This is a genomic window from Streptomyces sp. NPDC056835, assembly GCF_042789485.1.
In the GTDB taxonomy this organism is placed as follows: Bacteria; Actinomycetota; Actinomycetes; order Streptomycetales; family Streptomycetaceae; genus Streptomyces.
Genome location: NZ_JBHUBB010000003.1, coordinates 57,396 through 80,418 on the forward strand (window position 1 = coordinate 57,396; position 23,023 = coordinate 80,418).

26 protein-coding genes and 1 pseudogene are annotated in these 23,023 nt (G+C 70.6%); 12 read left to right on the forward strand and 15 right to left on the reverse strand.

From position 1 onward, the window contains the following. Positions 1–46 precede the first annotated feature (46 nt). From ACFRMN_RS04695 to ACFRMN_RS04705, 3 genes are all read right to left on the reverse strand, one after another. A complete protein-coding gene (locus ACFRMN_RS04695) occupies positions 47–1,372 on the reverse strand; it encodes an LCP family protein (RefSeq protein WP_383013736.1) in 1,326 nt (441 codons plus the stop codon). A 207-nt stretch (positions 1,373–1,579) separates the two neighbouring features. After that, complete coding sequence (locus ACFRMN_RS04700; protein ID WP_383013188.1) at positions 1,580–2,566, reverse strand: M56 family metallopeptidase; 987 nt, start codon at positions 2,564–2,566, stop codon at positions 1,580–1,582. A 3-nt stretch (positions 2,567–2,569) separates the two neighbouring features. Beyond that, a complete protein-coding gene (locus tag ACFRMN_RS04705) occupies positions 2,570–3,001 on the reverse strand; it encodes a BlaI/MecI/CopY family transcriptional regulator (protein WP_383013738.1) in 432 nt (143 codons plus the stop codon). A 255-nt stretch (positions 3,002–3,256) separates the two neighbouring features. Here ACFRMN_RS04705 and ACFRMN_RS04710 point away from each other — a divergent pair, with 255 nt between their 5' ends. From ACFRMN_RS04710 to ACFRMN_RS04720, 3 genes are all read left to right on the forward strand, one after another. Beyond that, positions 3,257–3,832: a TerD family protein gene (locus ACFRMN_RS04710; protein WP_383013191.1), complete on the forward strand. Its 576-nt coding sequence runs from the start codon at positions 3,257–3,259 to the stop codon at positions 3,830–3,832. Positions 3,833–3,899: 67 nt separating this feature from the next. After that, positions 3,900–4,478 carry a TerD family protein gene (locus ACFRMN_RS04715; RefSeq protein ID WP_383013194.1) on the forward strand — a complete coding sequence of 193 codons (579 nt, stop codon included), beginning with the start codon at positions 3,900–3,902 and terminating at the stop codon, positions 4,476–4,478. A 72-nt stretch (positions 4,479–4,550) separates the two neighbouring features. Then, entirely contained in the window at positions 4,551–5,006 is a 456-nt protein-coding gene (locus tag ACFRMN_RS04720) for a TerB family tellurite resistance protein (RefSeq protein ID WP_365751980.1), read from the forward strand. Positions 5,007–5,309: 303 nt separating this feature from the next. On the opposite strand, the gene ACFRMN_RS04725 is transcribed toward ACFRMN_RS04720, so the two are convergent. The 4 genes from ACFRMN_RS04725 to ACFRMN_RS04740 form a co-directional block, all read right to left on the reverse strand. Further along, positions 5,310–6,143, reverse strand: coding sequence for a YhjD/YihY/BrkB family envelope integrity protein (locus ACFRMN_RS04725; protein WP_383013740.1), 834 nt, complete (start codon positions 6,141–6,143; stop codon positions 5,310–5,312). Between the two features lie 189 nt (positions 6,144–6,332). Next, on the reverse strand, positions 6,333–7,085 hold the full coding sequence (locus tag ACFRMN_RS04730) for a PIG-L deacetylase family protein (RefSeq protein ID WP_383013197.1): 753 nt from the start codon (positions 7,083–7,085) through the stop codon (positions 6,333–6,335). After that, positions 7,082–7,804 (reverse strand): papain-like cysteine peptidase, encoded by a 723-nt coding sequence (locus ACFRMN_RS04735; RefSeq protein ID WP_383013200.1) that lies wholly within the window; start codon positions 7,802–7,804, stop codon positions 7,082–7,084. The genes ACFRMN_RS04730 and ACFRMN_RS04735 overlap by 4 nt, the downstream gene beginning before the upstream one ends. Before the next feature lie 35 nt (positions 7,805–7,839). Continuing rightward, a complete protein-coding gene (locus ACFRMN_RS04740; RefSeq protein ID WP_383013203.1) occupies positions 7,840–9,060 on the reverse strand; it encodes a hypothetical protein in 1,221 nt (406 codons plus the stop codon). A 243-nt stretch (positions 9,061–9,303) separates the two neighbouring features. On the opposite strand from ACFRMN_RS04740, the gene ACFRMN_RS04745 reads away from it, so the two are divergent. Beyond that, a complete protein-coding gene (locus tag ACFRMN_RS04745; protein WP_383013206.1) occupies positions 9,304–9,783 on the forward strand; it encodes a nuclear transport factor 2 family protein in 480 nt (159 codons plus the stop codon). A gap of 262 nt (positions 9,784–10,045) precedes the next feature. Here ACFRMN_RS04745 and ACFRMN_RS04750 read toward each other — a convergent pair whose 3' ends face one another. Beyond that, the gene (locus ACFRMN_RS04750) at positions 10,046–10,402 is read right to left on the reverse strand and encodes a PRC-barrel domain-containing protein (protein WP_383013209.1); all 357 of its coding nucleotides are present in this window, start codon (positions 10,400–10,402) and stop codon (positions 10,046–10,048) included. 205 nt (positions 10,403–10,607) lie between these two features. Here ACFRMN_RS04750 and ACFRMN_RS04755 point away from each other — a divergent pair, with 205 nt between their 5' ends. Further along, complete coding sequence (locus tag ACFRMN_RS04755) at positions 10,608–11,669, forward strand: fatty acid desaturase family protein (RefSeq protein ID WP_383013212.1); 1,062 nt, start codon at positions 10,608–10,610, stop codon at positions 11,667–11,669. A 49-nt stretch (positions 11,670–11,718) separates the two neighbouring features. Continuing rightward, a complete protein-coding gene (locus ACFRMN_RS04760; RefSeq protein ID WP_383013215.1) occupies positions 11,719–12,207 on the forward strand; it encodes a GNAT family N-acetyltransferase in 489 nt (162 codons plus the stop codon). 21 nt (positions 12,208–12,228) lie between these two features. Here ACFRMN_RS04760 and ACFRMN_RS04765 read toward each other — a convergent pair whose 3' ends face one another. The 4 genes from ACFRMN_RS04765 to ACFRMN_RS04780 all read right to left on the reverse strand — a co-directional run bounded on the left by ACFRMN_RS04765 (position 12,229) and on the right by ACFRMN_RS04780 (position 14,738). After that, a complete protein-coding gene (locus ACFRMN_RS04765; protein WP_383013218.1) occupies positions 12,229–12,600 on the reverse strand; it encodes a VOC family protein in 372 nt (123 codons plus the stop codon). 70 nt (positions 12,601–12,670) lie between these two features. Beyond that, the gene (locus ACFRMN_RS04770) at positions 12,671–13,381 is read right to left on the reverse strand and encodes a phosphatase PAP2 family protein (RefSeq protein ID WP_383013221.1); all 711 of its coding nucleotides are present in this window, start codon (positions 13,379–13,381) and stop codon (positions 12,671–12,673) included. Next, on the reverse strand, positions 13,378–14,019 hold the full coding sequence (locus ACFRMN_RS04775) for a phosphatase PAP2 family protein (protein WP_383013224.1): 642 nt from the start codon (positions 14,017–14,019) through the stop codon (positions 13,378–13,380). The genes ACFRMN_RS04770 and ACFRMN_RS04775 overlap by 4 nt, the downstream gene beginning before the upstream one ends. Further along, positions 14,016–14,738 carry a DedA family protein gene (locus tag ACFRMN_RS04780; RefSeq protein WP_383013227.1) on the reverse strand — a complete coding sequence of 241 codons (723 nt, stop codon included), beginning with the start codon at positions 14,736–14,738 and terminating at the stop codon, positions 14,016–14,018. Before ACFRMN_RS04780 ends, ACFRMN_RS04775 begins: the two co-directional genes overlap by 4 nt. Positions 14,739–14,863: 125 nt before the next feature. Here ACFRMN_RS04780 and ACFRMN_RS04785 point away from each other — a divergent pair, with 125 nt between their 5' ends. Beyond that, positions 14,864–15,238 (forward strand): BlaI/MecI/CopY family transcriptional regulator, encoded by a 375-nt coding sequence (locus ACFRMN_RS04785; protein WP_030352304.1) that lies wholly within the window; start codon positions 14,864–14,866, stop codon positions 15,236–15,238. Continuing rightward, positions 15,235–16,188, forward strand: coding sequence for a M48 family metalloprotease (locus ACFRMN_RS04790; RefSeq protein WP_383013231.1), 954 nt, complete (start codon positions 15,235–15,237; stop codon positions 16,186–16,188). Before ACFRMN_RS04785 ends, ACFRMN_RS04790 begins: the two co-directional genes overlap by 4 nt. 201 nt (positions 16,189–16,389) lie before the next feature. Here ACFRMN_RS04790 and ACFRMN_RS04795 read toward each other — a convergent pair. After that, positions 16,390–16,797 (reverse strand): annotated as a pseudogene (locus tag ACFRMN_RS04795) (hypothetical protein); the annotation flags it as partial. A gap of 351 nt (positions 16,798–17,148) precedes the next feature. Between ACFRMN_RS04795 and ACFRMN_RS04800 the strand changes: the two are divergent. Together ACFRMN_RS04800 and ACFRMN_RS04805 are read left to right on the forward strand one after the other, a co-directional pair. After that, a complete protein-coding gene (locus ACFRMN_RS04800; RefSeq protein WP_383013234.1) occupies positions 17,149–18,057 on the forward strand; it encodes an SRPBCC domain-containing protein in 909 nt (302 codons plus the stop codon). A 278-nt stretch (positions 18,058–18,335) separates the two neighbouring features. Beyond that, positions 18,336–19,376, forward strand: coding sequence for an acyltransferase family protein (locus ACFRMN_RS04805; RefSeq protein WP_383013743.1), 1,041 nt, complete (start codon positions 18,336–18,338; stop codon positions 19,374–19,376). 96 nt (positions 19,377–19,472) lie between these two features. On the opposite strand, the gene ACFRMN_RS04810 is transcribed toward ACFRMN_RS04805, so the two are convergent. Continuing rightward, positions 19,473–19,934 (reverse strand): tellurite resistance TerB family protein, encoded by a 462-nt coding sequence (locus ACFRMN_RS04810; protein WP_383013237.1) that lies wholly within the window; start codon positions 19,932–19,934, stop codon positions 19,473–19,475. A gap of 177 nt (positions 19,935–20,111) precedes the next feature. Here ACFRMN_RS04810 and ACFRMN_RS04815 point away from each other — a divergent pair, with 177 nt between their 5' ends. Further along, a complete protein-coding gene (locus tag ACFRMN_RS04815; RefSeq protein WP_383013240.1) occupies positions 20,112–20,852 on the forward strand; it encodes a dienelactone hydrolase family protein in 741 nt (246 codons plus the stop codon). Positions 20,853–20,890: 38 nt separating this feature from the next. Here the strand turns inward: ACFRMN_RS04815 and ACFRMN_RS04820 are convergent, their stop codons facing one another. Continuing rightward, entirely contained in the window at positions 20,891–21,766 is an 876-nt protein-coding gene (locus ACFRMN_RS04820; RefSeq protein ID WP_383013243.1) for a UbiA family prenyltransferase, read from the reverse strand. A gap of 188 nt (positions 21,767–21,954) precedes the next feature. Between ACFRMN_RS04820 and ACFRMN_RS04825 the strand changes: the two genes are divergently transcribed. Further along, positions 21,955–23,007 (forward strand): type III polyketide synthase, encoded by a 1,053-nt coding sequence (locus ACFRMN_RS04825; RefSeq protein ID WP_383013246.1) that lies wholly within the window; start codon positions 21,955–21,957, stop codon positions 23,005–23,007. Positions 23,008–23,023 lie beyond the last annotated feature (16 nt).

Below are 23,023 nucleotides of genomic sequence, written 5' to 3' on the forward strand. Positions count from 1 at the left end.
TCGCAAAGCAGCGCAATGTTGTGTCCGGCACACGACAGCGCTCGGATCATCGGACCGCGTCGAAATCCTTGCCCACGGTCAGTGTCACCACTCCCGGGGCGGCTCCCGCGTCCTGCCGGGCGACGCTGCCGGGCAGTCGGGAGGCCAGCACCTCGGCCGGTTCCGCTTGGTCCTGCGGATAACCAACCGTGGTCTTCTTCAATTCCTCGGGCGCGTCACCGACACCGACGACAGTGAAGCCCGCCGACCGCAGTGTCTCCGCGACCTTCGACGCCTGGCCCGTCGTGCCGGAGCCGTTGAGGACCTGGACCCGCACCGTATGGGCGTAGACCGGGCTCTTCGCGTCGGCTTCCAGTTTCTCCTTGTCGACCTCGGTGTCCTTCGCCAGGGAGGTGAACAACTCCGCCGCCTGCGGGTACTGCCAGACGACATTCGCCTTGTCGGTCGGCACATCGGCCTCCCGCGGGTAGTTCGGCACCGTCAGGAACGTCAGCCGGTCGGTGGGGATTCCCTTGACCTCGGACGCGAGACCCGAGAGGGGCTTGATCCCCGCCAGCGCCTTGTCCGTGGTCAGCGACTTCGTCGCCGAGTCCAGGAACCCGTACAGCGCGTTCGGGCTGGTCAGCTTCTCCTGGGCCTTGGCGGCCAGGGCCTCCATGAACTCCTGCTGCCGGCCGATACGCCCCAGATCGGAGCCGTCCCCGACGCTGTAGCGGGTACGTACGTACCCAAGGGCATCCTCGTCCCTGACGGTCTGGCACCCGGCGTCCAGGTCGAGATGGGCCTTCTTGTCATGGATCGCGCTCTCGGGGCAGACCTCGATGCCGTCCAGCGCGTTGACCATGCCCTTGAAGCCCTGGAAATCGACCGACATGAAGTGGTCCATGCGCAGGCCGGTGTTCTGTTCCACCGTCCGGATGGTGCAGGCGGCGGCGTCAAGGACCTGGCCGGTCGTACCGCCGATGGCGAACGCCTCATTGATCTTGAATTTATGCGGCGCGGACCTGCTGCCGTCCCCCTTGTCGCAGGACGGTATGTCCACCCACGAGTCGCGGGGGAGCGAGATGGCCGTGGCCCACTTACGGTCGGCGGACACATGCAGGACCATCAGCGTGTCCGACTGCATGGTGGTCAGGCCCTTGCCGTACTTCGCGTTGTCGCCGCCCCGCGAATCGGACCCCACCACGAGGATGTTCTTGGACCCCGGGCTCAGATTGACCGGCCGGCCGCCGCCGATCTTGTTGTCCACGTCAGCGGAGTGGATATTGCCGTTGAGGTCCTGGTAGATCCAGGCCGCCGCGCCGGACACCCCGATGAGCAGCACGGCCAGTGCTCCGCCCGACCACACGGCTATTCGGCCCCGCCGGGTCAGCCTGGCCTTCCGGGCCGCCCTCCGGCCGCCGCGGTGACCCCCGCCCGCCGAGCGGCCCCGCCGCCCGCTGGATTCCCTGCCCACGCTGATCCTCCGTGCCCGTCGCCGGCCGCCGTCCGTCCGGGCGGGCCGGTCATCGCCCCGTGCGACGGATGCACTCTACTTGCTCTACAGCTCTGTAGAAACAACTGGGTGTTCCGTCGGCGTTCACAGCGGCGTGGCCGCTTCGAGGGCGACGAAGAGCGCGAGGGCCGCGTTGAGGGCGGACAGGGTGGACGCTGCGGCACCGGCGGCCGCCACACAGGCGGCCATTCCCGCGCGGGTCAGCGCGGGCGGCCGGCTCCCGCGCTTCGGCACCGGGCCGAGCAGCGCCGCCACCCGGCGCGGCACCGGGCCCACCGCCGCGAACGCGGCCAGCCCCGGCACCGCTACCCGGCGCGAGAACAGCGCGGCCTTGCCCACCGCGCGCGCCGTGATCCGCCGGTCGCCGGTGACCCGCGCCGCCTCCTCGTCCGCCCAGCGCTCCGTGCTGTACATCACCGCGGCCCGCAGCGGCCGGAGGAAGGGGTTGGCGCGGCCGGCCAGCTGAACGGCGAGCAGCAGCCGGTGGTGCCGTCCGGCCAGATGGGCGCGCTCATGGGCGAGCAGCGCCCGCCACTCCGCCTCGTCCAGGCAGGACAGCATCCCCGTGGAGACGATGATCCGCCCGGGGGAGCCGGGCAGCGCGTACGCGTAGGGCTCCTCGTCGTCCAGGACGGCCACCTCGGAGCCGAAGCCGGAGAGGGCGCTGGAGCCGGAGATGGAGCCGGAGCCGAGGCCGGTGCGCGACCGGAGCCCGGCCAGCGCCCGGTGCGCGCGGAAGCGGAAGCGCAGATGGCGCCGTACGGTCAGTGAACACGCCACGACGACAAAGGTCAGCGCGACGATGGCCGCCTTGCCCGCGACCTCGTCATACGGCACGGCCGCCCGTACCTCGGGATCGGACCAGCTGTCCGGGAGCGGATTCCCGGGCAGCCGCGCGGTGCCGACGACCACGAGCAGGCCCAGACAGAACGTGCTGCACGCCGCCAGTACGACGGCGACCGAGGTCAGGAACACCGCCGCGCTGCGCGGATGCAGATGGTGCTCGGCCAGCCGCGCGATCGGCAGCGCGGTAAGCGGCAGGACGAGCGGCAGGAAGACGAAGACGCCCATGGGTCAGTTCTCGGGGCCGGGTTCGGGCCGGGCTTCGGGGCCGGTGTCCCTGAGCAGTGAGCGCAGCACCCGCTCGTCATGGGGTGAGAGCGCCGACACAAAACTGGAGAGCACCGCGTCGCGGTCGTCACGCTCATCGAGCAGACGCCGCATCCGCAGGGCCGTGAGGCCCGCCTCGTCCGCCACCGGCGTCCACAGGAAGGAGCGCCCCGAACGGCTGCGGGTCACGGCCTGCTTGCCGAGGAGCCGCGTGAGGATGGTGATCACGGTGGTGTACGCCAGCTCGCCGTCGAGCCGTTCCTGCACCCAGGTCGCCGCCACGGGGCGGGTCGCCGAACCCAGCACGGCCAGCACCTGGGCCTCCAGCTGGCCCTGGCCGCGTCTGTTGGTACGGGACGTCTGGTCCCGGTCGTCCCCGTTCCCGACGTTCCCGATGTTCCCGACGTTCCCGACCACGAAATGGCCTCCTCCCGCACCGCCGCCCCAGCCGCCCTGGGGCCGGGGCATCTTAGCCAGCTTTTCGCGGCGCACCTTCTCTTCGAGGCGCACCTTTGCGGCAGCCAACTTCTACAGTGTTGTAGATTTACGATCGTGCCACAGCCACACGGCACAGCGTCGCGCCGGGACGTCCGGCGCGCCGGGTACCGGGACGGAACGTGCCCGGTTCCGGGACGGAAGAAGGGAAGCAATATGGGTGTGAGCCTCGCCAAGGGCGGCAACGTCTCGCTGAGCAAGGAGGCTCCCGGTCTGACCGCCGTGCTGGTCGGCCTCGGCTGGGACGTACGGACCACCACCGGCGCCGATCACGATCTGGACGCCAGCGCCCTGCTGGTCGACGGCTCCGGCAAGGTCGCCTCCGACCGGCACTTCGTCTTCTACAACAACCTGACCAGTCCGGACGGTTCGGTCGAGCACACCGGGGACAACCTCACCGGTGAGGGCGAGGGCGACGACGAGACGGTCAAGGTCAATCTGGCCGCCGTGCCCGCCGATGTCACCAAGATCGTCTTTCCGGTGTCGATCCATGACGCGGAGTCCCGCGGTCAGTCCTTCGGACAGGTACGCAACGCGTACATCCGGGTGCTCAACCAGGCGGGCGGCGCCGAGCTGGCGCGCTACGACCTGAGCGAGGACGCCTCGACCGAGACCGCGATGGTCTTCGGTGAGCTGTACCGCAACGGGGCGGAGTGGAAGTTCCGCGCCATCGGCCAGGGATACGCCTCCGGCCTCGCCGGTATCGCCTCCGACTACGGCGTCAACGTCTGACCGCCCGTACCCGTATCCGCCGTACCGCGACCCGCGCGTCCGACCCCCACGCCCCCAGGAGCGAACGATGAGCGTCAACCTTGCCAAGGGCCAGCAGATCAGCCTGACCAAGTCCGGCGGAGGTGAACTCACCGTCGTCCGCATGGGTCTGGGCTGGCAGGCGGCCCGCAAGGGCTTCTTCGCCCGTATGACCGCCCGCGAGATCGACCTGGACGCGTCGGCGCTGCTCTTCGCCGGGAAGGAGGCCGTCGATGTCGTCTTCTTCCAGCATCTGACCAGCGATGACGGTTCGGTGCGGCACACCGGCGACAACCGCGTCGGCGGCGCGGGACAGGGCGGTGACGACGAGTCGATCGTCGTGGACCTCCAGCGCGTCCCCGTCCATGTCGACCAGATCGTCTTCACCGTCAACTCCTTCACCGGCCAGACCTTCGAAGAGGTCGACAACGCCTTCTGCCGACTGGTCGACGAGACCAACGGCCAGGAACTGGCGCGCTACACACTCACCGGCGGCGGCAAGCACACCGCGCAGATCATGGCCAAGGTGTACCGCTCCGGCGGTGGCTGGCAGATGTCCGCCATCGGCACCCCCGCCGAGGGACGGACGTTCCAGGACCTCATGCCGGCCGTCGTCCCCCACCTGTAGCCGCTGTGCCCCGGACGTCCCGTCCGGCATCCATCACCATCACCCCGCCACTCACGATCCAGGAGACTCCACGTGGCCCTGTGGGACCGCATCAAGGATTCCGCCGCGTCGATGCAGACGCAGCTGAACGCGAAGAAGAACGACCTCAAGAGCGGCGCCTTCCGTGACGCCAGCATGGCGATGTGCGCCCTGGTCGCGGCGGCCGACGGGTCCATCGACCCGTCCGAGCGCCAGCGCGTCGCCTCGCTGATCATGACCAACGACGTACTGCAGAACTTCCCCGCGAGCGACCTGCAGACGCGCTTCAACGACTACTGCCAGAAGCTGACCGCCGACTTCGACTTCGGCAAGGTCGGCGTGCTGCAGACCATCGGCAAGGTCGCCAAGAAGCCCACCGAGGCGCGCGCGGTCATCCAGATCGGCATCGTCATCGGCGGCGCCGACGGCGACTTCGACGAGAGCGAGCGCGCGGTCGTCCGCGAGGCCTGTTTCGCGGTCGGCATCGCGCCGAGCGAGTTCGACCTCTGACGGTCATGAGCCGGGCGTGCCGTCTTTCGTACGGCACGCCCATCGGGCGCTCTCCGCGGCCGGCGCACTCGCGTTGTCTCAGCGATCGGCCACGCGGCGTCCCCAGGTCGTACCCGTCAGGGTGAGCACGGCCCCGAGCACCCCGGCCGCTCCCAGGAAGCGTGGGGACGACACGGGGACCGGATCTCCTGCGAGGACGGGGTGCGGAGACCTCGTCGGCTCGCGCGGGAATGATCACCGTACCGGTGCGTGAGGCGTCCGGGAGGAAAGCGAAGCGGGCGCGGAGAACGAGGAGCGCGCCGCTCAGGAGCCGCCGGCTTCGCCGGGCCGGTCCGGGCCGTCGCCGCGATGAGTCTCCTCGTACGCGTCGATACACCTCTGGATCCGCCGGTGTGTGCGGTGTTCATGGAAGAGACGGCCCACCAGCGCGCCGCCGTAGACGACGAAGCCGACGCCGACCAGCCAGGACTGGATGACCAGAACCGTTCCGAACGGGCCATAGGTGACCGCGTTCGCGGCGATCAGCGGGGAGAAGACGACGCGCGAGAACACCCGCAGTCCGAGCAGCCCCAGCGCGGTCGCGATGGCGCCCGGCAGGAGCGCCTGCCAGCGGACGCGACCGGCCAGGAGCACCCGTTGCGACCACCAGAAGAAGAGGCACGTCCCGATCACATCGCCCAGGGTGGCGAAGACGATCTCGACGACGGACTCGGAAGTGACGGGTGTGTTGACGAAGGCCAGGAGGAAGAAGACGAGCACCGCCAGCCACAGGACATGGCGCCACATCGTGTGCCAGCGCGCCGTCGGCAGCTCCCAGACCCGCTCGTAACCGGTCTGTACGGCGGATCCGAACGTCAGCCCGAACACGGCGAGCGCGGCGAGCCCGAACGCCGTCGTACGCTGCAACGCCTGACCCGGTCTGCCGAACAACTGCTGGATCTCCGCCTGTGCGGTGGACGACACCCCCAGCCCCTGCCCCAGCCAGCGGGCGAACCCCTGACCGCTCGCCGGATCGGCCGCGGCGACGAGGATCAGCAGAGGCACGAGAGTGAGAAATCCGAGCGCGGCGAAGCTCATCGCCCGGTGTATCAGCTCCATTTCACGGCCGCGGTTCCAGGCGAGCACGGCGGCAGACATGGCGATCGAGCGATACAGGCTCTGGAACCGGTGTCTGTGCTCCGTCGCACCGAAACGCTTGCGGGTCATAGGTCGTCTACTACCCGCCGAGGGCGCCGCACCCGTGCACGGCCCCCGGATGGGTGCCGCGAGCCCCGTCCGGCCCCGCCCGCGCGGGCAAGCCGCGGACGGGACGGAGCGAAGCGCTTCCTACCCGGGTTCTCCCGGGGATCCGGCGTCCGCCAGCGACCAGACGCGTTCGGCGCGCAGCGGACCGCCCCGGGCCATCACGCTCCCGTGGTCGATGGCCAGCGGCGCCAGCTGCGAGGCGTAACAGAGCACCACCGCGCGCTTGGCCGCCCACTGCTCGTCGGACAGCGCCAGATCGTGAACGGTCCGTATCCGGTAGCGGCTCGCGATCTCCCGATAGGCGACGCCGTAGTGCTCGTCCCCGGCGAGGGCCGTGTCGGTCTCCGCGCTGCCCCACTCCTTGAGATGTCCCGTATAGGGAAGGTCGGCGTAGACGTGGGGGAGCGGCCTGCCGAGTTCGCCGAGGACCCGCAGCGCACGGTCGCGTACCTTCGCGTGATCGGCCTGATTGGTGCCCAGGGGAATCAGCAGCCGCGTGTCGGGGGCGAGGTCGGCGAGATACGTGTCGATCTCATGGAGCGGGCCGCCGTCCCCGTAGGGACCGTCGGGATGTCCCAGGACGACCCGCTCGACACCGAGCAGCGCACAGGCCCGGGTGTCTTCCGCCACCCGGGCGAGATGCGCCTCGCCGCCGGATGAGAAGCCGCAGGTGCTGTCCCACCAGGAGACCCCCTGTCCGGGACACGGCGCGCCGCCGTACACGGTCACGACGGTGACGGGCGAGTCGAGCGCGGGGATCAGACCGGCGAGTGACAGCGCGGCGTCGTCGAAGTGCGGAGAGAGGATCACGGTGGAGGGCGGGGGCGGTGTCATACGGACGTGCTCCTGTCGGTGACCGATGGTGAGGGTGTGGGGGAGGCGCCTGGCGATACGGATGGCTCCGTCGAGGGCGAGGGCGAGGGCGGGGGCGGGGGCGGGGGCGGGTGCGTGGCGAAGCGCACATCGCGGAAGGCGGCGTCCCACTCGGCGTCGTCGCCCTCCCACCGCCCGGGGGCGGTCGCGACCGTGCCCCAGCTGATCCCGGGGCCGAGAGCGCCGCCGTCCGGCGGCGGGGTACGGCGCAGCCAGAGCAGATCGAACCGGTGGCGCGGATACGCCGTCGCGATGACCAGCCGCAGCCGGCGCAGATCGGCCGCGCTGAGTTCGTCGAAGGCGTCGTGGTGGACGTACAGCACATACGCGGACGATCGCGCGAGCGTACGCCAGCGGTCGGCCAGCGCCCGGAACTTGGCGCGCACGCTGTCGAGTTGCCGGTCGATGTCGGACCGCGTGAGCGTGCTGCCCGACGTGGGGTGGAAGTCGTGGAAGAAGCGGATGTCGGAGCCCCGGTCCAGCGCGCAGAGACCGTCACTGAACGGTTCGACCATCCCGGGCCGCAGTATGCCGGCGAAGTCACCGGCGATCGTCTCCACGACGGACTCGAAGTCGAGATCGAGCCAGTCGAAGAAGTGCGCGCGGTCATCGCCGGTGATCCGGCGGATCTGATGGGTGGACTCACAGTGGTAGCCCAGCCCGACACAACGGTCGTACATGTCGCACATCTCCGGTCTCCGGTCTCCCCGGGCGGTCAGCCGTTCGTGCGCCGCAGGAGCAGCCCCACGCTGCCGCGCTTGCTCAGATAGGCGCGTCCCGCGCAGACGGTCTCCAGTTGCGGGGGCACGAGAACGGTCTCCTCGTCCGCCCGCCAGGTGGCGGACCGCTCCAGCCAGGGGCGTACGCGTGAGGCCAGCGCGTCGGGTTCGAGGGCGACGAAGACGAGATCCGTGGCCAGATCGTCGAGGAGCGCCAGATCCTGGCCGTAGTAGAGCATTTCGATCAGCAGGTGCGCGGTGGCGCGGGGCGCGTCTTCCTTGGCCAGCTCCGCGAGGCCGGCGCCGTCCACGGTGACCGCGTCGGTCCCGGCGAGCGCTGCGGCGAGCCGGGACCGGAACGCCGCGTTGGGTTCGGTGGCCCGTACGGTGAAGCCGGCGGTGGCGAGCCGGTGGGTCAGCGCCCCCTCGCAGGCCCCCACCTCCACCAGCGTGCCGCCGGAGCCGGAGCCGGAGCCGGAGCCGACGTCGGCGCATCGCTCCCGTACCCAGGCCGCGGTGGCGTCCAGCCGTCGTTCCTCGTACGGCGAACTGCCGAACTCCCAGGGATCCACCACGGACGCCGCCTCGTCGTCCAGGCTGGCGAGCAGCGCGAAGAGCCGTTCACGCTGATCGGGGTCGGTGTCGAAGAAGCGCTCGATGGCGGGGACACGCGGTGTCTGTACGACGAACTCGGGGTCGGCCTCGGCCAGCAGATGTCCGCACGAGCCATTGACGAAGTCCAGCTTGGCGGCGATGTGTTCCCGCCCCAGCGGACGGTCGAGATCGCTGAGGACCTGAAGGTACGGCGAGAATCCGACGGCGTGCCGCAACTCGGCCCTCGTGAGGTCGGCGTCGGAGTCTTCGGCGTGGGCGTCGGCGTCGCGGGCGAGGGCGGTGTCACGGCCGAGACGCCCGCGACTGCGCCGGTTGTCCGCGGGGGAGTGCGTCCAGATCCGGAAGGGCCCTCCGGCGGCCGCCTGTCGCAGGAGGGTGGCGACCACCTCGGGCCCCGGTGAGGTGATGTCGTCCGTCACGAGCCCGACATGGGACGCGATCAGGGCGAGGCGTTCCGGCGCTTCCATGCCCGCGCCGAGGATCAGCGTCTCGGCGCGATCGGCGAGGATCACCCGGGTCTCGCCACCGCCGTCGTCGGTGAGTACGGACAGGAAGTCGAGGACGGCGTCCTCGGCCCGGAGTACGACAACGATATCGATCACGCTACTTCGGTCCTCGGTACGGAGCCGACAGGGGGGAGCGGGGCAGGTGAGGCCGGTCGGGGGTGCTCGGTACGGGGTGTCGGCTGGCAGGGACCCTAGCGGTCACCGCCTATGTGGTCCAGACCAATTGGATGAATGATCGTCGAGTTTCGGCCACCTCGGCCCGGCCGGGCGCCGGGCGCCGTACGCGCCGAAAACGACGGGCGCCGACGGGGCGTTGACTGTTAGGAAGGGGAGATGGAGATGATCACGGAACCCTTCGGTCCCCTGGAACGTCTGCTCGCGGAGCGGGCCTGCGAACGTCTGATCACCGAGTTCGTCCGCCGGCTCGATCTCGGGGAACCGGGCACGGTCGCGGACCTGTTCACGCCCGACGGAGTCTGGGAGTGGGCTCATGACAGCCGCCGGGTGGAGGGACGCGACGCGCTCCGCGCCTACTTCGGCTCCCGGCCCGCGGACCGGCTGTCGCGTCGTATGAGTACGAACGTCCTGGTCACCGTGGACTCAGCGAACACGGCCACGGCCACCTCGTACTTCGCCACGTACAGGGTCGACGGCTATACCGGGGGCATCGTCCCGACACGGCCACCGGCGAATGTCGGCCATTACGAGGACACCTTCCGCAAGGTCGGGGACGAGTGGCTGCTCGCCGCCCGGTCGCTGTTCCTGCCCTTCGGGGGACCGACGGAGCGTCTTGCCACTCCTCGGCGGCAGGCGGACTGAAGAGGCCGAGGGCACGAGCCCGCCGGAGGCACGAGCCCGTCGAGGGCACGAGCGCGCCGGCGCTCCGGCTTCACCCATGTGGACCACGTCAAGTATTTCGACACAAGGGGCATACCGTCGATCTTTTCTCGACCGCCTCAGACGGAATTCGCGACCACTTCATGCCCCGTATCCGGCGAATATCGAGAAAAACCTCGCCTGATCCCCGCGCGGCCCCGGCGGCGCGCGGCGCGGTACACACACCGCGCCCCGCGCCGCTTTTTCAGCGGCGGCCGAGCCGGCGCTCGCCCTGCGCGCCGGTCGAGTAGGGCAGTCCGTAGTGAGAGAAGATCCGCGGTTCGTCCTCGGCGAGCAGTTCTCCGTCGGTATCGATCGACGGGGCGTCCTTGGCGAGTTTCCGGTCCCACGGGATCTTCAGATAATTCGGCCCGACGGTGGCCTCGGCCAGCGGCACAAAGACGAGCCGCCGTTTGGTGGGCAGACCGATCGTGACCGTGGCGAACGACGGGAGGTCCGTGGCGGTGTCGACATAGATGGCTTCCAGCGAGCCGATCTTCCGCTTTTCGCCATCGACCACATCGTGGCCGCGGTACTCCCGGATGTCCTCAGCTTCGAACACGAGCGACTCGCCTCTCCTCCGCTTATCCTCTGCTTATCCGTATTTCCAGGACAGTACCCGGCCGGGGCATCGGACCGATGCCGACCGCGCCCGTATCCGCCGTTCGGGGTGGCGGACGGTTACACTCGAAAAACATTCCGGTCGGTGTAGGCGATCAACACAGCCGGCTCAAGACGGTCGTGGGCGACCCGAAAGGCGTGGCTGAATGCCGATCCATCCCTCAGGTGAACCCGCGGTGCTCGAAAAGCGGCGGGAAGCCGGCAGTGATTTCGCCTGCCTGTCCAGGAAAATCACCGCGGCCGGCCTGATGCGTCGGCGGCCCGGGTACTACCTGGTGCGGATGTCACTCATCGCCGTGCTCTACGCGGCCGGGTGGGCGGCCTTCGCCCTCCTCGGCGACAGCTGGTGGACGCTCGCCGTCGCCGCGTTCCTCGCCGTCGTCTTCGGACAGGTCGCTCTCGTCGCGCATGACGTGGGCCATCGCCAGGTGTTCCGGCTGCGCCGGTCCAGCGCCTGGGCCGGCCGGATCGCCGGGAACCTCGGTATCGGCATGGGATACGGCTGGTGGCAGGACAAGCACTCCCGGCACCACGCCAATCCGAACCACGTGGAGCTGGATCCGGACGTCGAACCCGACGTACTGGTGTGGACCCGCGGTCAGGCGCGCGCGGCCAAGGGGCTGCCCCGGCTGATCGGCGGCTCACAGGCCTATCTGTTCTTCCCGCTCCTCGCGCTGGAGGGCATCAACCTCCATGTGGCCGGGGTGCGGGCGCTTGCGGACCGTTCGCTGAAACAGCGGCGCCGGGAGGGCCTACTGCTCTTCACCCACTTCGCGCTCTATCTCGGCGCGCTGTTCGTGGTCCTGCCGCCGGGCAAGGCGGTGGCCTTCCTCGCCGTCCACCAGTGCCTGTTCGGCCTCTACCTGGGCTCGATCTTCGCCCCCAATCACAAGGGCATGCCCACCCTGACCGGTGACGACCGCCCCGACTTCCTCCGGCGCCAGGTCCTCACCTCGCGCAATGTGCGCGGCGGCTGGTTCACCGATCTCGCGCTGGGCGGGCTCAACTACCAGATCGAGCACCACCTCTTCCCGAGCATGCCGACGCCGCATCTGCGCAGGGCGCAGCCAGTCGTCCGGCGCTACTGCCAGGAGCTCGGGATCGACTATCTGGAGACGAGCCTCCTCACCTCCTACCGCCAGGCGCTCAGAAGCCTGCACGACGCGGGCGCCCCACTCCGGTCGGCCGTGGCCGCCACCGAGGTGTGAGCGGGAAAAGCGCTGGTGGGTGCGCGGGGCGTACGGGCATCCTGGCCGCATGCTGATCAGGGAAGCCACCACCGAGGACTGGGCCGCCATCTGGCCGTTCTTCCACCGGATCGTCGCCGACGGCGAGACCTTCACCTACCCCCTCGGGCTCGGTGAGAGCGACGGGCGAGACATGTGGCTCGTCGCGCCCCCGAACCGTACCGTCGTCGCCGTGGATGACGCGGGTACGGTCCTGGGCACGGCGAAGATGAACCGGAACCACATGGGCAACGGCTCGCACATCGCGAGCGCGAGCTACATGGTCGACCCGGCGCACGCGGGGCGCGGGGTGGGCAGGGCGCTCTGTACGTACACGATGGACTGGGCCCGTGCGGCGGGGTACCGCGCGATGCAATTCAACGCCGTTGTCGAGACCAACGCGCACGCGGTGAAGCTGTACCGGTCGCTCGGCTTCGACGTCCTGGGCACGCTCCCGGAGGGCTTCCTGCACCCGGCGCACGGCTATGTCGGGCTGCACATCATGCACCGCGCGCTCTGAGAGCGGTTCTCCGGACAGGTCCTAACGGTCCTGGAGGACGGACAGGATGTTCCCCGCCGGGTCCGTGAACCACGCGATGTACGGGCCGCCGCCCCGGAAGATGCCCTTCGCGTCCGCTTCCATACCGGGGTAGCGCTCGAAGCTCACGCCCCGGCGGCCCAGTTCGTCCACCGCCGCGTCGATGTCGTCCACCGGGAAGTTGAGAATCGTGAACGACGCGGGTGTGTGACCGGGCTTCGGGTAGACGAGCACGGCGGCGCCGCCCGCGAGACGCAGACGCAGCAGGCCGTGCTCCTCTTCGACCTTCAGTCCCAGCGTCTTTCCGTAGAAATGCCTTGCCTTCTCGATGTCGTCCACGGCGAATCCGCTGAACGCTCCGCTGTTGCCGAACATGACGGCCGTCCTTTCTCGATACGGGCTGTCGAAGAGGTAGACGCTCACGGGGCCCGGGACTCATCGGCCGTTATGGCGAGCGCTTGCGGGTAGGCGCCCGCGGGAGCGGCCGCCGGGCGGGGATGAAGGACGCGCCCAGGCCGAGCCAGGTGGCGGCGTAGAGCCATCCGCCCACGACATCCGTCGCCCAGTGCACCCCGAGATAGATCCGGCTCAGCCCCACGGCGACGGCCCAGCAGACGAGGAGCGCGATGAGCACCCCTCTCAGCCATCCGGGGATCGCGTGGGATCCGCGGCCGAAGCGGACGAGGCCCCAGATCAGCAGACCCGCCGCGAGCGCCGACGTGGTGGTGTGCCCGGAGGGGAACGCGAAACCCGAGGCATGGGTCAGCCAGTCCGCCATCGGCGGCCGGGGACGGGCCCCCGCCGCCAGGAGGCCGTAGCGGCCGGCCTGCCCCGCGAGGAGGAACACCAGCGCGCCGGCCGCCGCGAGCAGCCGGTGTCGCTGGTCGCGGCCGGCGAGCAGCCCGGCCACGACGGCGCAGAGATAGGGGTACGGTCCGGTGCCGCTCGCCGTTACGGCACGCGCCGCCGTGATGCCCGCGGGGGACGAGCGGTGCCTCACCGACCAGTCGAGCGCGTCCCTGTCCAGCGGGAAGGGGGCGCCACCATGGCCGGTCGCGAGCACGGCCAACAGGGCGAAGGCGGCGGCGCACAGCGCGGTGATGATCAGCGGCGCCGTGCGGACGGCTCTGCGGACCGGCGGTGCCGTACGGCTCACCGGCGGGCCACCAGCGGGCGCAGCGGGGTGTCTTGGAGCCGTTCGGCCAGCGGAGCGGTGCGTCGCGCGAGACTCATCAGCGCCCAGGCCACCACCGCTCCGACCAGCAGCCCGAGGACGACGTCGTGCGGGTAGTGCGCCCCGACCCAGACCCGTGATCCGGCCATCAGCAGCGCGGCCGGGACCGCGACGGCCGCGAGCGCGCGGTCGACGAACAGCAGCGCGACGGCCGCCGCCGCCGCGATCGCGGCGTGGTTGCTCGGCAGCGACCAGTCGCCCAGCGGAGGGCACGCCTCGATGGTGATCGTGTGCAGCGTCTGGCAGGGCCGCTGCTCCCGCATCACCGCCTTGAGGGCCAGACCGGCGATGTACGCCAGGACCAGCGCGAGTGGCGCGGCGAGCGCCATGACGGGCCGCGCCGAGAGCCGCGGGGCCCCGGCCGTCGGCCGGGCGCGCCACCACGCGGCCAGCAGGAGCGCGCCGAAGAAGACCAGACCGTACGTGGACCAGAGGGAGACGGCGGTGTCCAGCCAGCCGGGCGAGTGGTTCGCCTGGCCGGTCACGGACCTGTACAGGCCCTCGTCGAACCACCGGTCCTCGGACGCGGACGCCGTCCCCGCCCACGTGCTCGCCGTCAACGCGCCTCCTCGGGGGACTCGGAAACGGATCCAGCAACTCCGGTCCCAGCGGCTCCGGTCCCGGCCGGGGGCGTGCCCGCCCGGCGCGAGCGCAGTACCTCCAGGGCCAGCGGAATGAGCGAGATGATCACGATCACCGCGACGATGGGCAGCAGATAACGGTCGACGTTGGGTACGGACGAGCCGAGCGCGTATCCGGCGAGAACGAGACCGACGGTCCAGACCGCGCCGCCGAGGACCTGCCAGAGCGTGAAGAGGCGTGCGGGCACGTTCAGGGCGCCGGCCAGCGGGTTCAGCACGGTGCGTACGACCGGTACGAAGCGGGCGAGCACGATGGCCTTCGCGTGGCCGTACCGGTCGAGCAGTTGCTCCGCGCGGGCCGCTCCCTCGTGGAGCTTGCGGGCGCGGCTGCGCGCCAGCAGCGCCCGGCCGCCCCGTCGGCCGATCCAGTAGCCGGTCTGCGCGCCCAGCAGCGCTCCGAGGACGGAGGCGATCAGGACCTGCGGGAGCGAGAGACGCGCGGTCCCGTCCGCGCCGGAGACGCAGAGCAGCCCCGCGGTGAAGAGCAGCGAGTCCCCGGGGAGGAAGAAGCCGACGAGGAGGCCGGTCTCGGCGAAGAGGACGAAGGCGATGCCGAGGGCGCCGAACGCGGAGAGCAGTGATCCCGCGTCGAGAAGGTTCACTGCCTGCGGCATCGTCGCGAGGGCGGATACGTCCATTGAAGGGCTGCTCCCATAATGGTGGACGGAGGATGGACAGAGGTGTCCCGCTGACGATCTGATTGACTACAGTTCTGTAGACGGTCTACTTCACTGTAGACGAAGAGAACGGGAGGAGCGTTCCCATGGGCGACGACGGCGCGGAACGGCGGCCGGCGGGGGAGCTGGAAGCCGGTGTGCTCGCCGCGCTGTGGGCGGCCGAGGAGCCGCTCACGCCCGGACGCGTACAGGAAGCGCTGGGTGGATCGCTCGCCCGCACCACCGTCACCACGATTCTGTCGCGGCTGTACGAGAAGGGCAGTGTCACGCGCATCCGATCGGGGCGCGGCTACGCGTACTCCCCGACCGAGGACGCCCCCGGACTGACCGCCCGCCGTATGCACTCCGAGCTGGCGAAGGACGAGGACCGCAGCGCGGTGCTCGCCCGCTTCGTCTCCCAGCTCAACGACGAGGACGAGCGAATGCTGCGCTCCCTGCTGGACGGCGGAGAGGCCGGATGACCTACCTCGTACTGATCCCGCTGCTGATGCCGTTCCTCACGGCGCCCGTCGCCTGCCGGGTCGCCGCCGTTCTCCCGCCGCGCCGCGCGGCCTGGCTGCTCACCGCCGCCGCGCTGGTCCTGGCCGTCAGCAGTTCGGCGGCCCTGGTGCTGCTGGTCGTGCCGGGCGCGTCGTATCTTCCCGCCGTCGCCGTCCTCGGTGAACTCGCCGAGCCGCTGACGGCCGGACCGCCTCCCGTGACCATCGCGCTCGCGCTCGTCGCCGGGGCTCTGCTGGTCTGGCGTACGGCGGCCCTCACCGCCGCCGCGCGGCGCGACCGGGCGGAGCTGCGCCGGGCCAGGACCGTCACCGGCGGTACGGACGACGAGCTGGCGGTGGTGCGGGACGACCGGCCCGACGCGTACGCGCTGCCGGGGCGCCCGGGCCGGATCGTCGTCACCACGGGCATGCTGCGCGCCCTGGAACCGCCCGAGCGCGAGGCGCTGTTCGCCCATGAGCGCGCCCATCTCCGTGGCCGTCACCATGTCCTGCTCGCGGCGGCGGAACTGGCCGCGCTCTGCCACCCCGCCCTGCGCGCGCTGCGTGAGCCGCTCGGCTACGCGCTGGAGCGCGCCGCGGACGAGGCCGCCGCGGCGGCCGTCGGCGACCGGCGTCTCGCCGCCCGCGCGATCGGGCGCGCCGCGCTGGCCGCCCGCGGTGTGCCGGGTCTGTCCGGGTCGGTCAGGCCCCGGACCGTACTCGCGGCGACCGCGGGCCCCGTGCCCCGGCGGGTAGCCGCGCTGCTCGGCACCGGCGCGAGCGGCCGGCCCGCGCTCACGCCCCCGACCCGCCGCCTCGTCGCGGGCGCCCTGCTCGTGTGCCTGACGCTGTCCGGCGTCTCGGCCGTGGGGGCGGCGAGCGACCTGCACACCCATATCGAGGTCGCGCAGGGAGAGAATCCCGGGCACTGACCGGCGCCGCCGTCGCCGATAACCCGGGATTCCCCCGTCATTCGCCCTTCACCGGGATACTCGGCCGAACTCCAGGGTGTCCCCGAAGGAATCATCACCCCCGATCCTCCGGCCCGGACCACCGCCGAGTCTTCGGTACTCGTGGGCGGAGGCCGGCGTGGAAGCGACCAGTGGGCGTTCTGGGCGAAGCGGCTCCGGCTGGGCTTCCGGTGTGATCAGAGCCGGCAGCGCGCGGTCCATACGCAGCGCGTCCACCGATTCCGCCAGCAACTCGTATTCCGTGGTGTCGTCGCGGGTGGCGACACGGATGAGACGCCCGGCCGCCAAATGCTCGGCGACCATGTCCTGATGGGCGGTGTCGTCCCGCCAGGTCCGGAGTGTCGTCGGTACGTCCGGCACGCTCCGCGCCACCGGAGTGAGCGCGGCGGCCGGAAAATGTTCGTTTTCCGGGCTGGGATCGAGCCGTTCCGCGATCCAGGTCGCGCGATCCCGCAACCACCACAGTGCAAGTGCCAGAGTGGGAGCGCGATATGTTCCCAGCGGAACGCCGATACGCTGTCCACCGCAGATTCCGTACGCGGTGACATGGCATAGGAATTCGTCATGCACGGCCGCTCTCCTTGCGCCGTTCTGTGGGCCTGATGGCCTGGGCCGCAGTGCTTTTGCAGGGACGTTGCGCGGGTACCGTCGGGCGCCGTGGCGGAGCGATTTCCCGGGGGAGTGGAAAACGACCCTGGAATGCCCGAACTTCCAACTATGAAGCCTTTACTGACGTCCTGTCACGACGCGGATCCGGCCAGATTCGGAGCGTAATCACCACCGCGTATGGCGGAAATTTCATGACACCGCGCCGGGATGGAAAGTTCATCGCCATGCGGTCATATGCCAGCATCTGCGGGTACTGCGCGACGCCGGCCCGTCGGGGTCCGGCAGGTCTCGACGCGATGGAGGACGCCCCTCATGAATACGAACCCGCACGACGGCACCCCGTACGACCACACCCGGCACGACATCTCGCAGGACGACACGCTGACGACGGCCGCTGACGGCCGGACCGCCCTGCGGATGGAGCGCAGGCTCCCGCACCCTCCCGAGAGGGTCTGGGCCGCGCTCACCGAACCCGCCGCTCTCGCCCAGTGGTTCCCCTCCGAGGTGACCGTCGACCTCACCCCCGGCGGCGCGATGGGCTTCCACTTCCCCGGCGTCAGCGGGCCGGGCATGACCGGCACCGTCACGGATGTCGACGAGCCCCGCCTCTTCGCGTTCACCTGGGGTGCCGACCATCTGAGCTGGTCCATCACGCCCGACGGCGAGGGCTCGCTGCTCACGCTCGTGCACACCTTCGACGATCTCCAGGGCGCGGCGAGCTTCGCCTCCGGCTGGCACCTCTGCATCACCGCCCTGGCCCAACTGCTCGCCGGCGGCCCGGTCGCCGTCGGCCGTGACACGGGCGAGCTGCACGAGACGTACGTACGGCGGTTCGGCCTCGGCCATGGCACCGCCGAGCCCGCCGGGGGTGACGCCGGCGGTGCGCGGATCCGGCTGGAACGTCAGCTGGTGCGGCCTGCCGCGACCGTCTGGGACGTCCTGTCGGCCGGCATCGAGCCGGCGGCGGGCCTGCCCGTCCCCGCCGGGTTCACCGCCGGGAACGTCCCGGCGGGCCATGTCACGGAGGTTCGGGCGCCTAAGTCGCTCACCTACACCTGGGAGCCCGCGGGGTCGGTCACCTGGGAGCTGGGGGAGGGGACGGGGCACGGGGCGCGGCTGGTGCTGACCCAGACAGGTCCCGAAGGCGTCGACGTGGACGCGGCCCTGGCCGCCTGGCGGACGCGGATCGATCAGCTCGCCGCGGATCTCCTCAAAGCCTGACTCGCGGCGGACCTCGTCAAGGACTGCGGGGATGTGGCCGGAAGGAGGCCGTGTGGCGAGTGTGTGACGGCTCGGTAGGGGCCGCCCGATCCGCGCCGCCCAGGTGGAGAGGCGGCGGCAGCCCTGGTTAGGGTGCCTTGAATGTTCGCCCCACGATTTCCCCCCACATTTTCTGTAAGAGGCGTGTTCGCGGATCCGGGTTCCCTCTGGGAGGCCCTGTGACGCAGCTCACTGATCAATCGGTACGGGCCACGGCGACCGCGAAACCGGCGGAAGCCGTGCCGGCCGCTCCACCGGCCAAGAAGCGGGACGCGTTCTTCGACAACGCCAAGTTCCTGGCGATCGTGCTGGTCGCGATGGGACACGCGTGGGAGCCGCTGCGGGACGGCAGCCGGGCGGTCTCGGCGCTCTACATCGTCGTCTACACCTTCCACATGCCGGCGTTCATCATCATCTCCGGCTACTTCTCGCGTAGCTTCGACTTCCGGCCCGACCGGGTGCGCCGGCTGATCACCGGCATCGCCGTGCCGTACATCGTGTTCGAGGTCGCCTACAGCCTCTTCCACCGATGGGCCGCGGACGATCCGTCCATGGAGATCACCCTGCTCGACCCCTGGTATCTGACCTGGTTCCTGCTCGCCCTCTTCGTCTGGCGGATGACGGCGCCGATCTGGCGTCTGGTGCGGTGGCCCGTGCCGGTCGCGCTGGTGATCGCCATGCTCGCCACCACCTCACCGGACATCGGCGACGACCTCGATCTCCAGCGGGTCCTGCAGTTCCTGCCGTTCTTCGTGCTCGGCCTGCGGCTCAAGCCCGAACACTTTCAGCTCGTCCGCCGCAAGGAAGTGCGCGTCCTGGCCGTTCCGGTCTTCGCCGCCACGGTCGTCTTCGCGTACTGGGCCGTCACGCGGATGAACATGGCGTGGTTCTTCCACCGCGACAGCGCGCGGGAACTGGGCGCGCCCTGGTGGAGCGGGATCCTGATGACGCTCGCCCTCTTCGGCTGCTCCCTCGTACTGACCGCGTGCTTCTTCGCCTGGGTCCCCAGCCGCCGTATGTGGTTCACGGTGCTGGGAGCCGGCACGCTCTGCGGCTATCTGCTGCACGGATTCCTCGCCCAGAGCGCGAGCACCTGGGACTGGTACGACGCCGACTGGCCGCACCAGCCCATCGGCGCGGTGTTCGTCACGGTCCTCGCGGGCGTGGTCGTCACGCTGCTCTGTACGCCCCCGGTCCAGCGGCTCTTCCGCTTCGCGCTGGAGCCCGAGATGGCATGGGCGTTCAGGACCGACCCCGCCGAGCGGCGCGGAAAGAGCTGACCGAGGACGCCGGGAGACCTGGACGTACGACCGCGGGGCGGGGGCCGACGGCCACCCCCCCGCGGCTGTCCGACCGGTAGAACGGGTGGGGCCGCGCTACCGGGCGAGGGGGTAATCGGGCGGCGGCAGGTCGAGGGCGAAGCAGGCTTCGCGGACCACGGCCTGTTCCGTCTTGTCGAAGTCGCCGTCGGCGCCGCCGATGACGATGCCGATCTGGATGACGGCCCGTGCCTCGTCGGGCTTCTTCCTGGCCTTGCCCACCTCCTGGAGGACCCCCACCTTTCCGAACGCGAAGTCGGCGGTCAGCTTGTTGAGATAGTCGTCGAAGCGGCGCTGGAGGTCTTCCGCGGGGAAGTTCCGCAGCACCTCATTGGTGGCGATCAACGAGGCGACCCGCTGGCGCTCGGCCGGGTCGACGGAACCGTCGGCCGCGGCGACCAGAGCGCACATCGCCATGCTCGCGTCGCGGAACGAGCCGCTCTTGAGGTCGTTCTTCTTCGCCATGAGCTGCGTCTGCATCGTCGCGGCGGATTCCTTGAACCGGTCCCACAGGGCCATTCCGTCATCTCTCCTCAGGTGTCACACAGAGCCACTCCGACAACGCGCGAGACCGCCGCCGCGTGCCCGTCGGGTGTACCCGGGCGTGGCCCGGAGAGGCGTACGCCCTCCGGGCACCCCCTCTTCATACGATCATGATGTCGCCCCGTCACCGCACCGAAGCTGGGAGCACTTGCCATGGCCACCGAGCCGATCGACCCCCGCGACTCCACCGCGCCCACCGAATCCACCCTGCAGAACGTCTCGTTCCCGAGCGCGGGTACGACCGCCTACGGCTATCTCGCCGTACCGCCCGCCGGGCACGGCCCCGGCATCATCGTCATCCAGGAGTGGTGGGGACTGACCGCCCACATCAAGGACGTCTCCGACCGCTTCGCACGGGCGGGTTTTGTCGCGCTCGCCCCGGATCTGTACGGCGGCCGGGTCGCCCATGACTCCGGCGAGGCGCTGCGCATGATGAGCGAACTGCCCACCGAGCGCGGCGTCGAACTGCTCTCCGGCGCCGTCGACTATCTCCTCGCGCGGCCCGAGACGGACGGCGACACGATCGGCACCGTCGGCTTCTGCATGGGCGGCGGATTCGTGCTCAGCCTCGCCGCCAAGGACCCGCGGATCTCCGCGGCCGTGCCGTTCTACGGCGTCAACCGGGACGGCGTCCCCGACTTCTCGAACCTCAAGGCCGAGATCCTGGGCCACTACGGCGCGGAGGACGACACCGTTCCGCCGTCGAGCCTCAAGGAACTGCGTACCGCGATCGAGTCCCAGTCCGGGATCGTTCCGGTCATCCATGTCTACTCGGGGGCGGGCCACGCCTTCTTCAACGACGGCCGCCCCGAGGCGTATCACGCCAAATCCGCCGCGCTCGCCTGGGAACGTACGATCGCCTTCCTCCGCGACCGGCTCGGCGTGTCCGGCTGACGCCCTACCCCGGCCGGCGCCGGGTCCGCCGCGGTACGTCAGTTGAGCGCGGCCCCCTGCGAGAGCAGCAGCGCGACATCGGCGCCGGCGACCACGATCGCCGCGAGGAACGGCGCCTTGGGACGGTGGCGGCCCAGCAGTGAGCCGCCGACCGCCGTGATCAGCGCCACGGCGACGGCGACGGCACCGAGCGCGCCCGCTCCGCCGAGCGCGAGCAGGACCGTCGCCGCCACCAGCGGGGCCGGCAGCAGCAGCCGCACCGCGGCCGGCCCCAGCCGCTGCGGCCAGCCCCGTACCCCCAGGGCGAGATCCGCCTCGATGTCAGGCAGCACATTGCCGAGATGCGCGCCGACCCCCACCAGCGCCGCGGCGGTGACGATCCACCAGGCCGGCCGGGGCTGCCCCGGCAGACCGAGCGTCACAAAGGCGGGCAGGGAGGCGAACCCGATCGCGTACGGCAGCCACGACAGCGCCGTCGACTTCAGCCGGAGGTTGTACAGCCAGGCCGCGGCCACCCCCACCAGATGCACCACGCCCGCGAGCGTCCCGTACGCCAGCGACAGAGGGACGCACAGAGCCAGCGCCACCAGGGCAGCGGCCCGTACGGTACGCGCGCCGACGGCCCCGCCCACCACGGGCTTGGCGCGCCGTCCGGCCGCGGTGTCCCGCGCCGCGTCGACGGCGTCATTGCTCCAGCCGACCGACAACTGCCCCGTCAGAACGGCGGCGGTCACCAGCAGACAGCCGGAAGCGTCCTGCCCGGCGGTCACCGCGAGCCCCGCGACCAGCAGCGTCACCGCGACCGTGGGCCCCGGATGACACGCCCCCAGCAGCGCGGCCACCCGGCGCGGCCACCCTCCCGGCGGCCCCGGCGGCGTACGGACGGTGCTCCCCGGCTGGTCGATGGCGTCCACGCGCTCATCGTAGGCAGCACCACCGACAGCGGGCGGTCGTCACGCCGCACCGCTCGCGAACGCCGAACCATCCGTCACGGCGAGGTCGTACAACCGCCCCTGAGGGGCCGTACAGGCGACTTCGTGTGTGGCGCGACCGAGCGGGGGCAGGGATGGGCACGTCAGTCGCCCCCGACATCGGACCGCAGATGACTAGCATCGCAGCCGTCCATGGAGCCCTGGCTCCGCATCGGTACGCTCAGCACGACATCACGGACATGGTCGCCAAGACCTGTCTGCCCGCGGGTGCCGACCGGCGGGTTCTCGACCGGATGCACCGCGGCGCGCGCGTGGACACGCGCCACACGGCCCTGCCCCTCGACCGGTACGACGGTCTCAGGGACTTCGGGGCGGTGAACGACGCGTTCATCGCCGGGGCGGTACCGCTGGGAGCCGAGGCGGTCGGCGGGGCGCTGGAGGCGGCGGGGCTGTCCCCGCGCGATGTCGATCTGCTGATGTTCACCTCGGTGACTGGTATCGCCGCGCCGTCCGTGGACGCGCGCCTCGTCGGGCGGCTCGGCCTGCGCTCCGACGTCAAGAGAGTGCCGGTCTTCGGGCTCGGCTGTGTGGCGGGAGCGGCCGGTATCGCCCGGTTGCACGACTATCTGCTCGGACGGCCCGGCGATGTGGCCGTCCTCCTCTCCGTCGAGCTGTGCTCGCTCACCTTCCAGCGCGACGATGTCTCGGCCGCCAACCTCGTCGCCACCGCGCTCTTCGGGGACGGCGCAGCCGCCGTGGTCGCCTGTGGCCCCCGTCGCCGGGCCGCCGGCCCCGTCGTCATCGACACACGCAGCCAGCTGTATCCGGACACCGAGCAGACCATGGGCTGGGACATCACGGGCTCCGGTTTCCGAATCGTCCTTGACGCGAGCGTTCCGGATCTGGTCCGCAAGAACCTCGCCGCGGACGTCGACGGATTCCTCGCCGACAACGGACTGGCGCGTGGCGACATCACCGCGTGGGTGTGCCACCCCGGCGGGCCGAAGGTGCTTGAAGCCGTCGAAGAGGTCCTGGAACTGCCCGCCGACGCCCTCGACATGACCTGGCGTTCGCTGGCGGCGGTGGGGAATCTGTCGTCCTCCTCCGTGCTGCATGTGCTGCGTGACACGCTGGCCGAGCGCCCGCCACCGCCCCGTACGTACGGGCTGCTGCTGGCGATGGGGCCCGGATTCTGCTCCGAGCTCGTGCTGCTCCGCTGGTAGGGCCGACGGCCGCGCC

Coding starts and splice junctions, on each gene's coding strand:
- ACFRMN_RS04700 (WP_383013188.1), bottom strand. CDS start 2,566: ATGGGCGTCTTCGTCTTCCTGCCGCTCGTCCTGCCGCTTACCGCGCTG.
- ACFRMN_RS04810 (WP_383013237.1), bottom strand. CDS start 19,934: ATGGCCCTGTGGGACCGGTTCAAGGAATCCGCCGCGACGATGCAGACG.
- ACFRMN_RS04790 (WP_383013231.1), top strand. CDS start 15,235: ATGACCTACCTCGTACTGATCCCGCTGCTGATGCCGTTCCTCACGGCG.
- ACFRMN_RS04725 (WP_383013740.1), bottom strand. CDS start 6,143: ATGTCTGCCGCCGTGCTCGCCTGGAACCGCGGCCGTGAAATGGAGCTG.
- ACFRMN_RS04800 (WP_383013234.1), top strand. CDS start 17,149: ATGAATACGAACCCGCACGACGGCACCCCGTACGACCACACCCGGCAC.
- ACFRMN_RS04760 (WP_383013215.1), top strand. CDS start 11,719: ATGCTGATCAGGGAAGCCACCACCGAGGACTGGGCCGCCATCTGGCCG.
- ACFRMN_RS04715 (WP_383013194.1), top strand. CDS start 3,900: ATGAGCGTCAACCTTGCCAAGGGCCAGCAGATCAGCCTGACCAAGTCC.
- ACFRMN_RS04745 (WP_383013206.1), top strand. CDS start 9,304: ATGATCACGGAACCCTTCGGTCCCCTGGAACGTCTGCTCGCGGAGCGG.
- ACFRMN_RS04780 (WP_383013227.1), bottom strand. CDS start 14,738: ATGGACGTATCCGCCCTCGCGACGATGCCGCAGGCAGTGAACCTTCTC.
- ACFRMN_RS04785 (WP_030352304.1), top strand. CDS start 14,864: ATGGGCGACGACGGCGCGGAACGGCGGCCGGCGGGGGAGCTGGAAGCC.
- ACFRMN_RS04730 (WP_383013197.1), bottom strand. CDS start 7,085: ATGACACCGCCCCCGCCCTCCACCGTGATCCTCTCTCCGCACTTCGAC.
- ACFRMN_RS04815 (WP_383013240.1), top strand. CDS start 20,112: ATGGCCACCGAGCCGATCGACCCCCGCGACTCCACCGCGCCCACCGAA.
- ACFRMN_RS04710 (WP_383013191.1), top strand. CDS start 3,257: ATGGGTGTGAGCCTCGCCAAGGGCGGCAACGTCTCGCTGAGCAAGGAG.
- ACFRMN_RS04765 (WP_383013218.1), bottom strand. CDS start 12,600: ATGTTCGGCAACAGCGGAGCGTTCAGCGGATTCGCCGTGGACGACATC.
- ACFRMN_RS04735 (WP_383013200.1), bottom strand. CDS start 7,804: ATGTACGACCGTTGTGTCGGGCTGGGCTACCACTGTGAGTCCACCCAT.
- ACFRMN_RS04825 (WP_383013246.1), top strand. CDS start 21,955: ATGACTAGCATCGCAGCCGTCCATGGAGCCCTGGCTCCGCATCGGTAC.
- ACFRMN_RS04755 (WP_383013212.1), top strand. CDS start 10,608: ATGCCGATCCATCCCTCAGGTGAACCCGCGGTGCTCGAAAAGCGGCGG.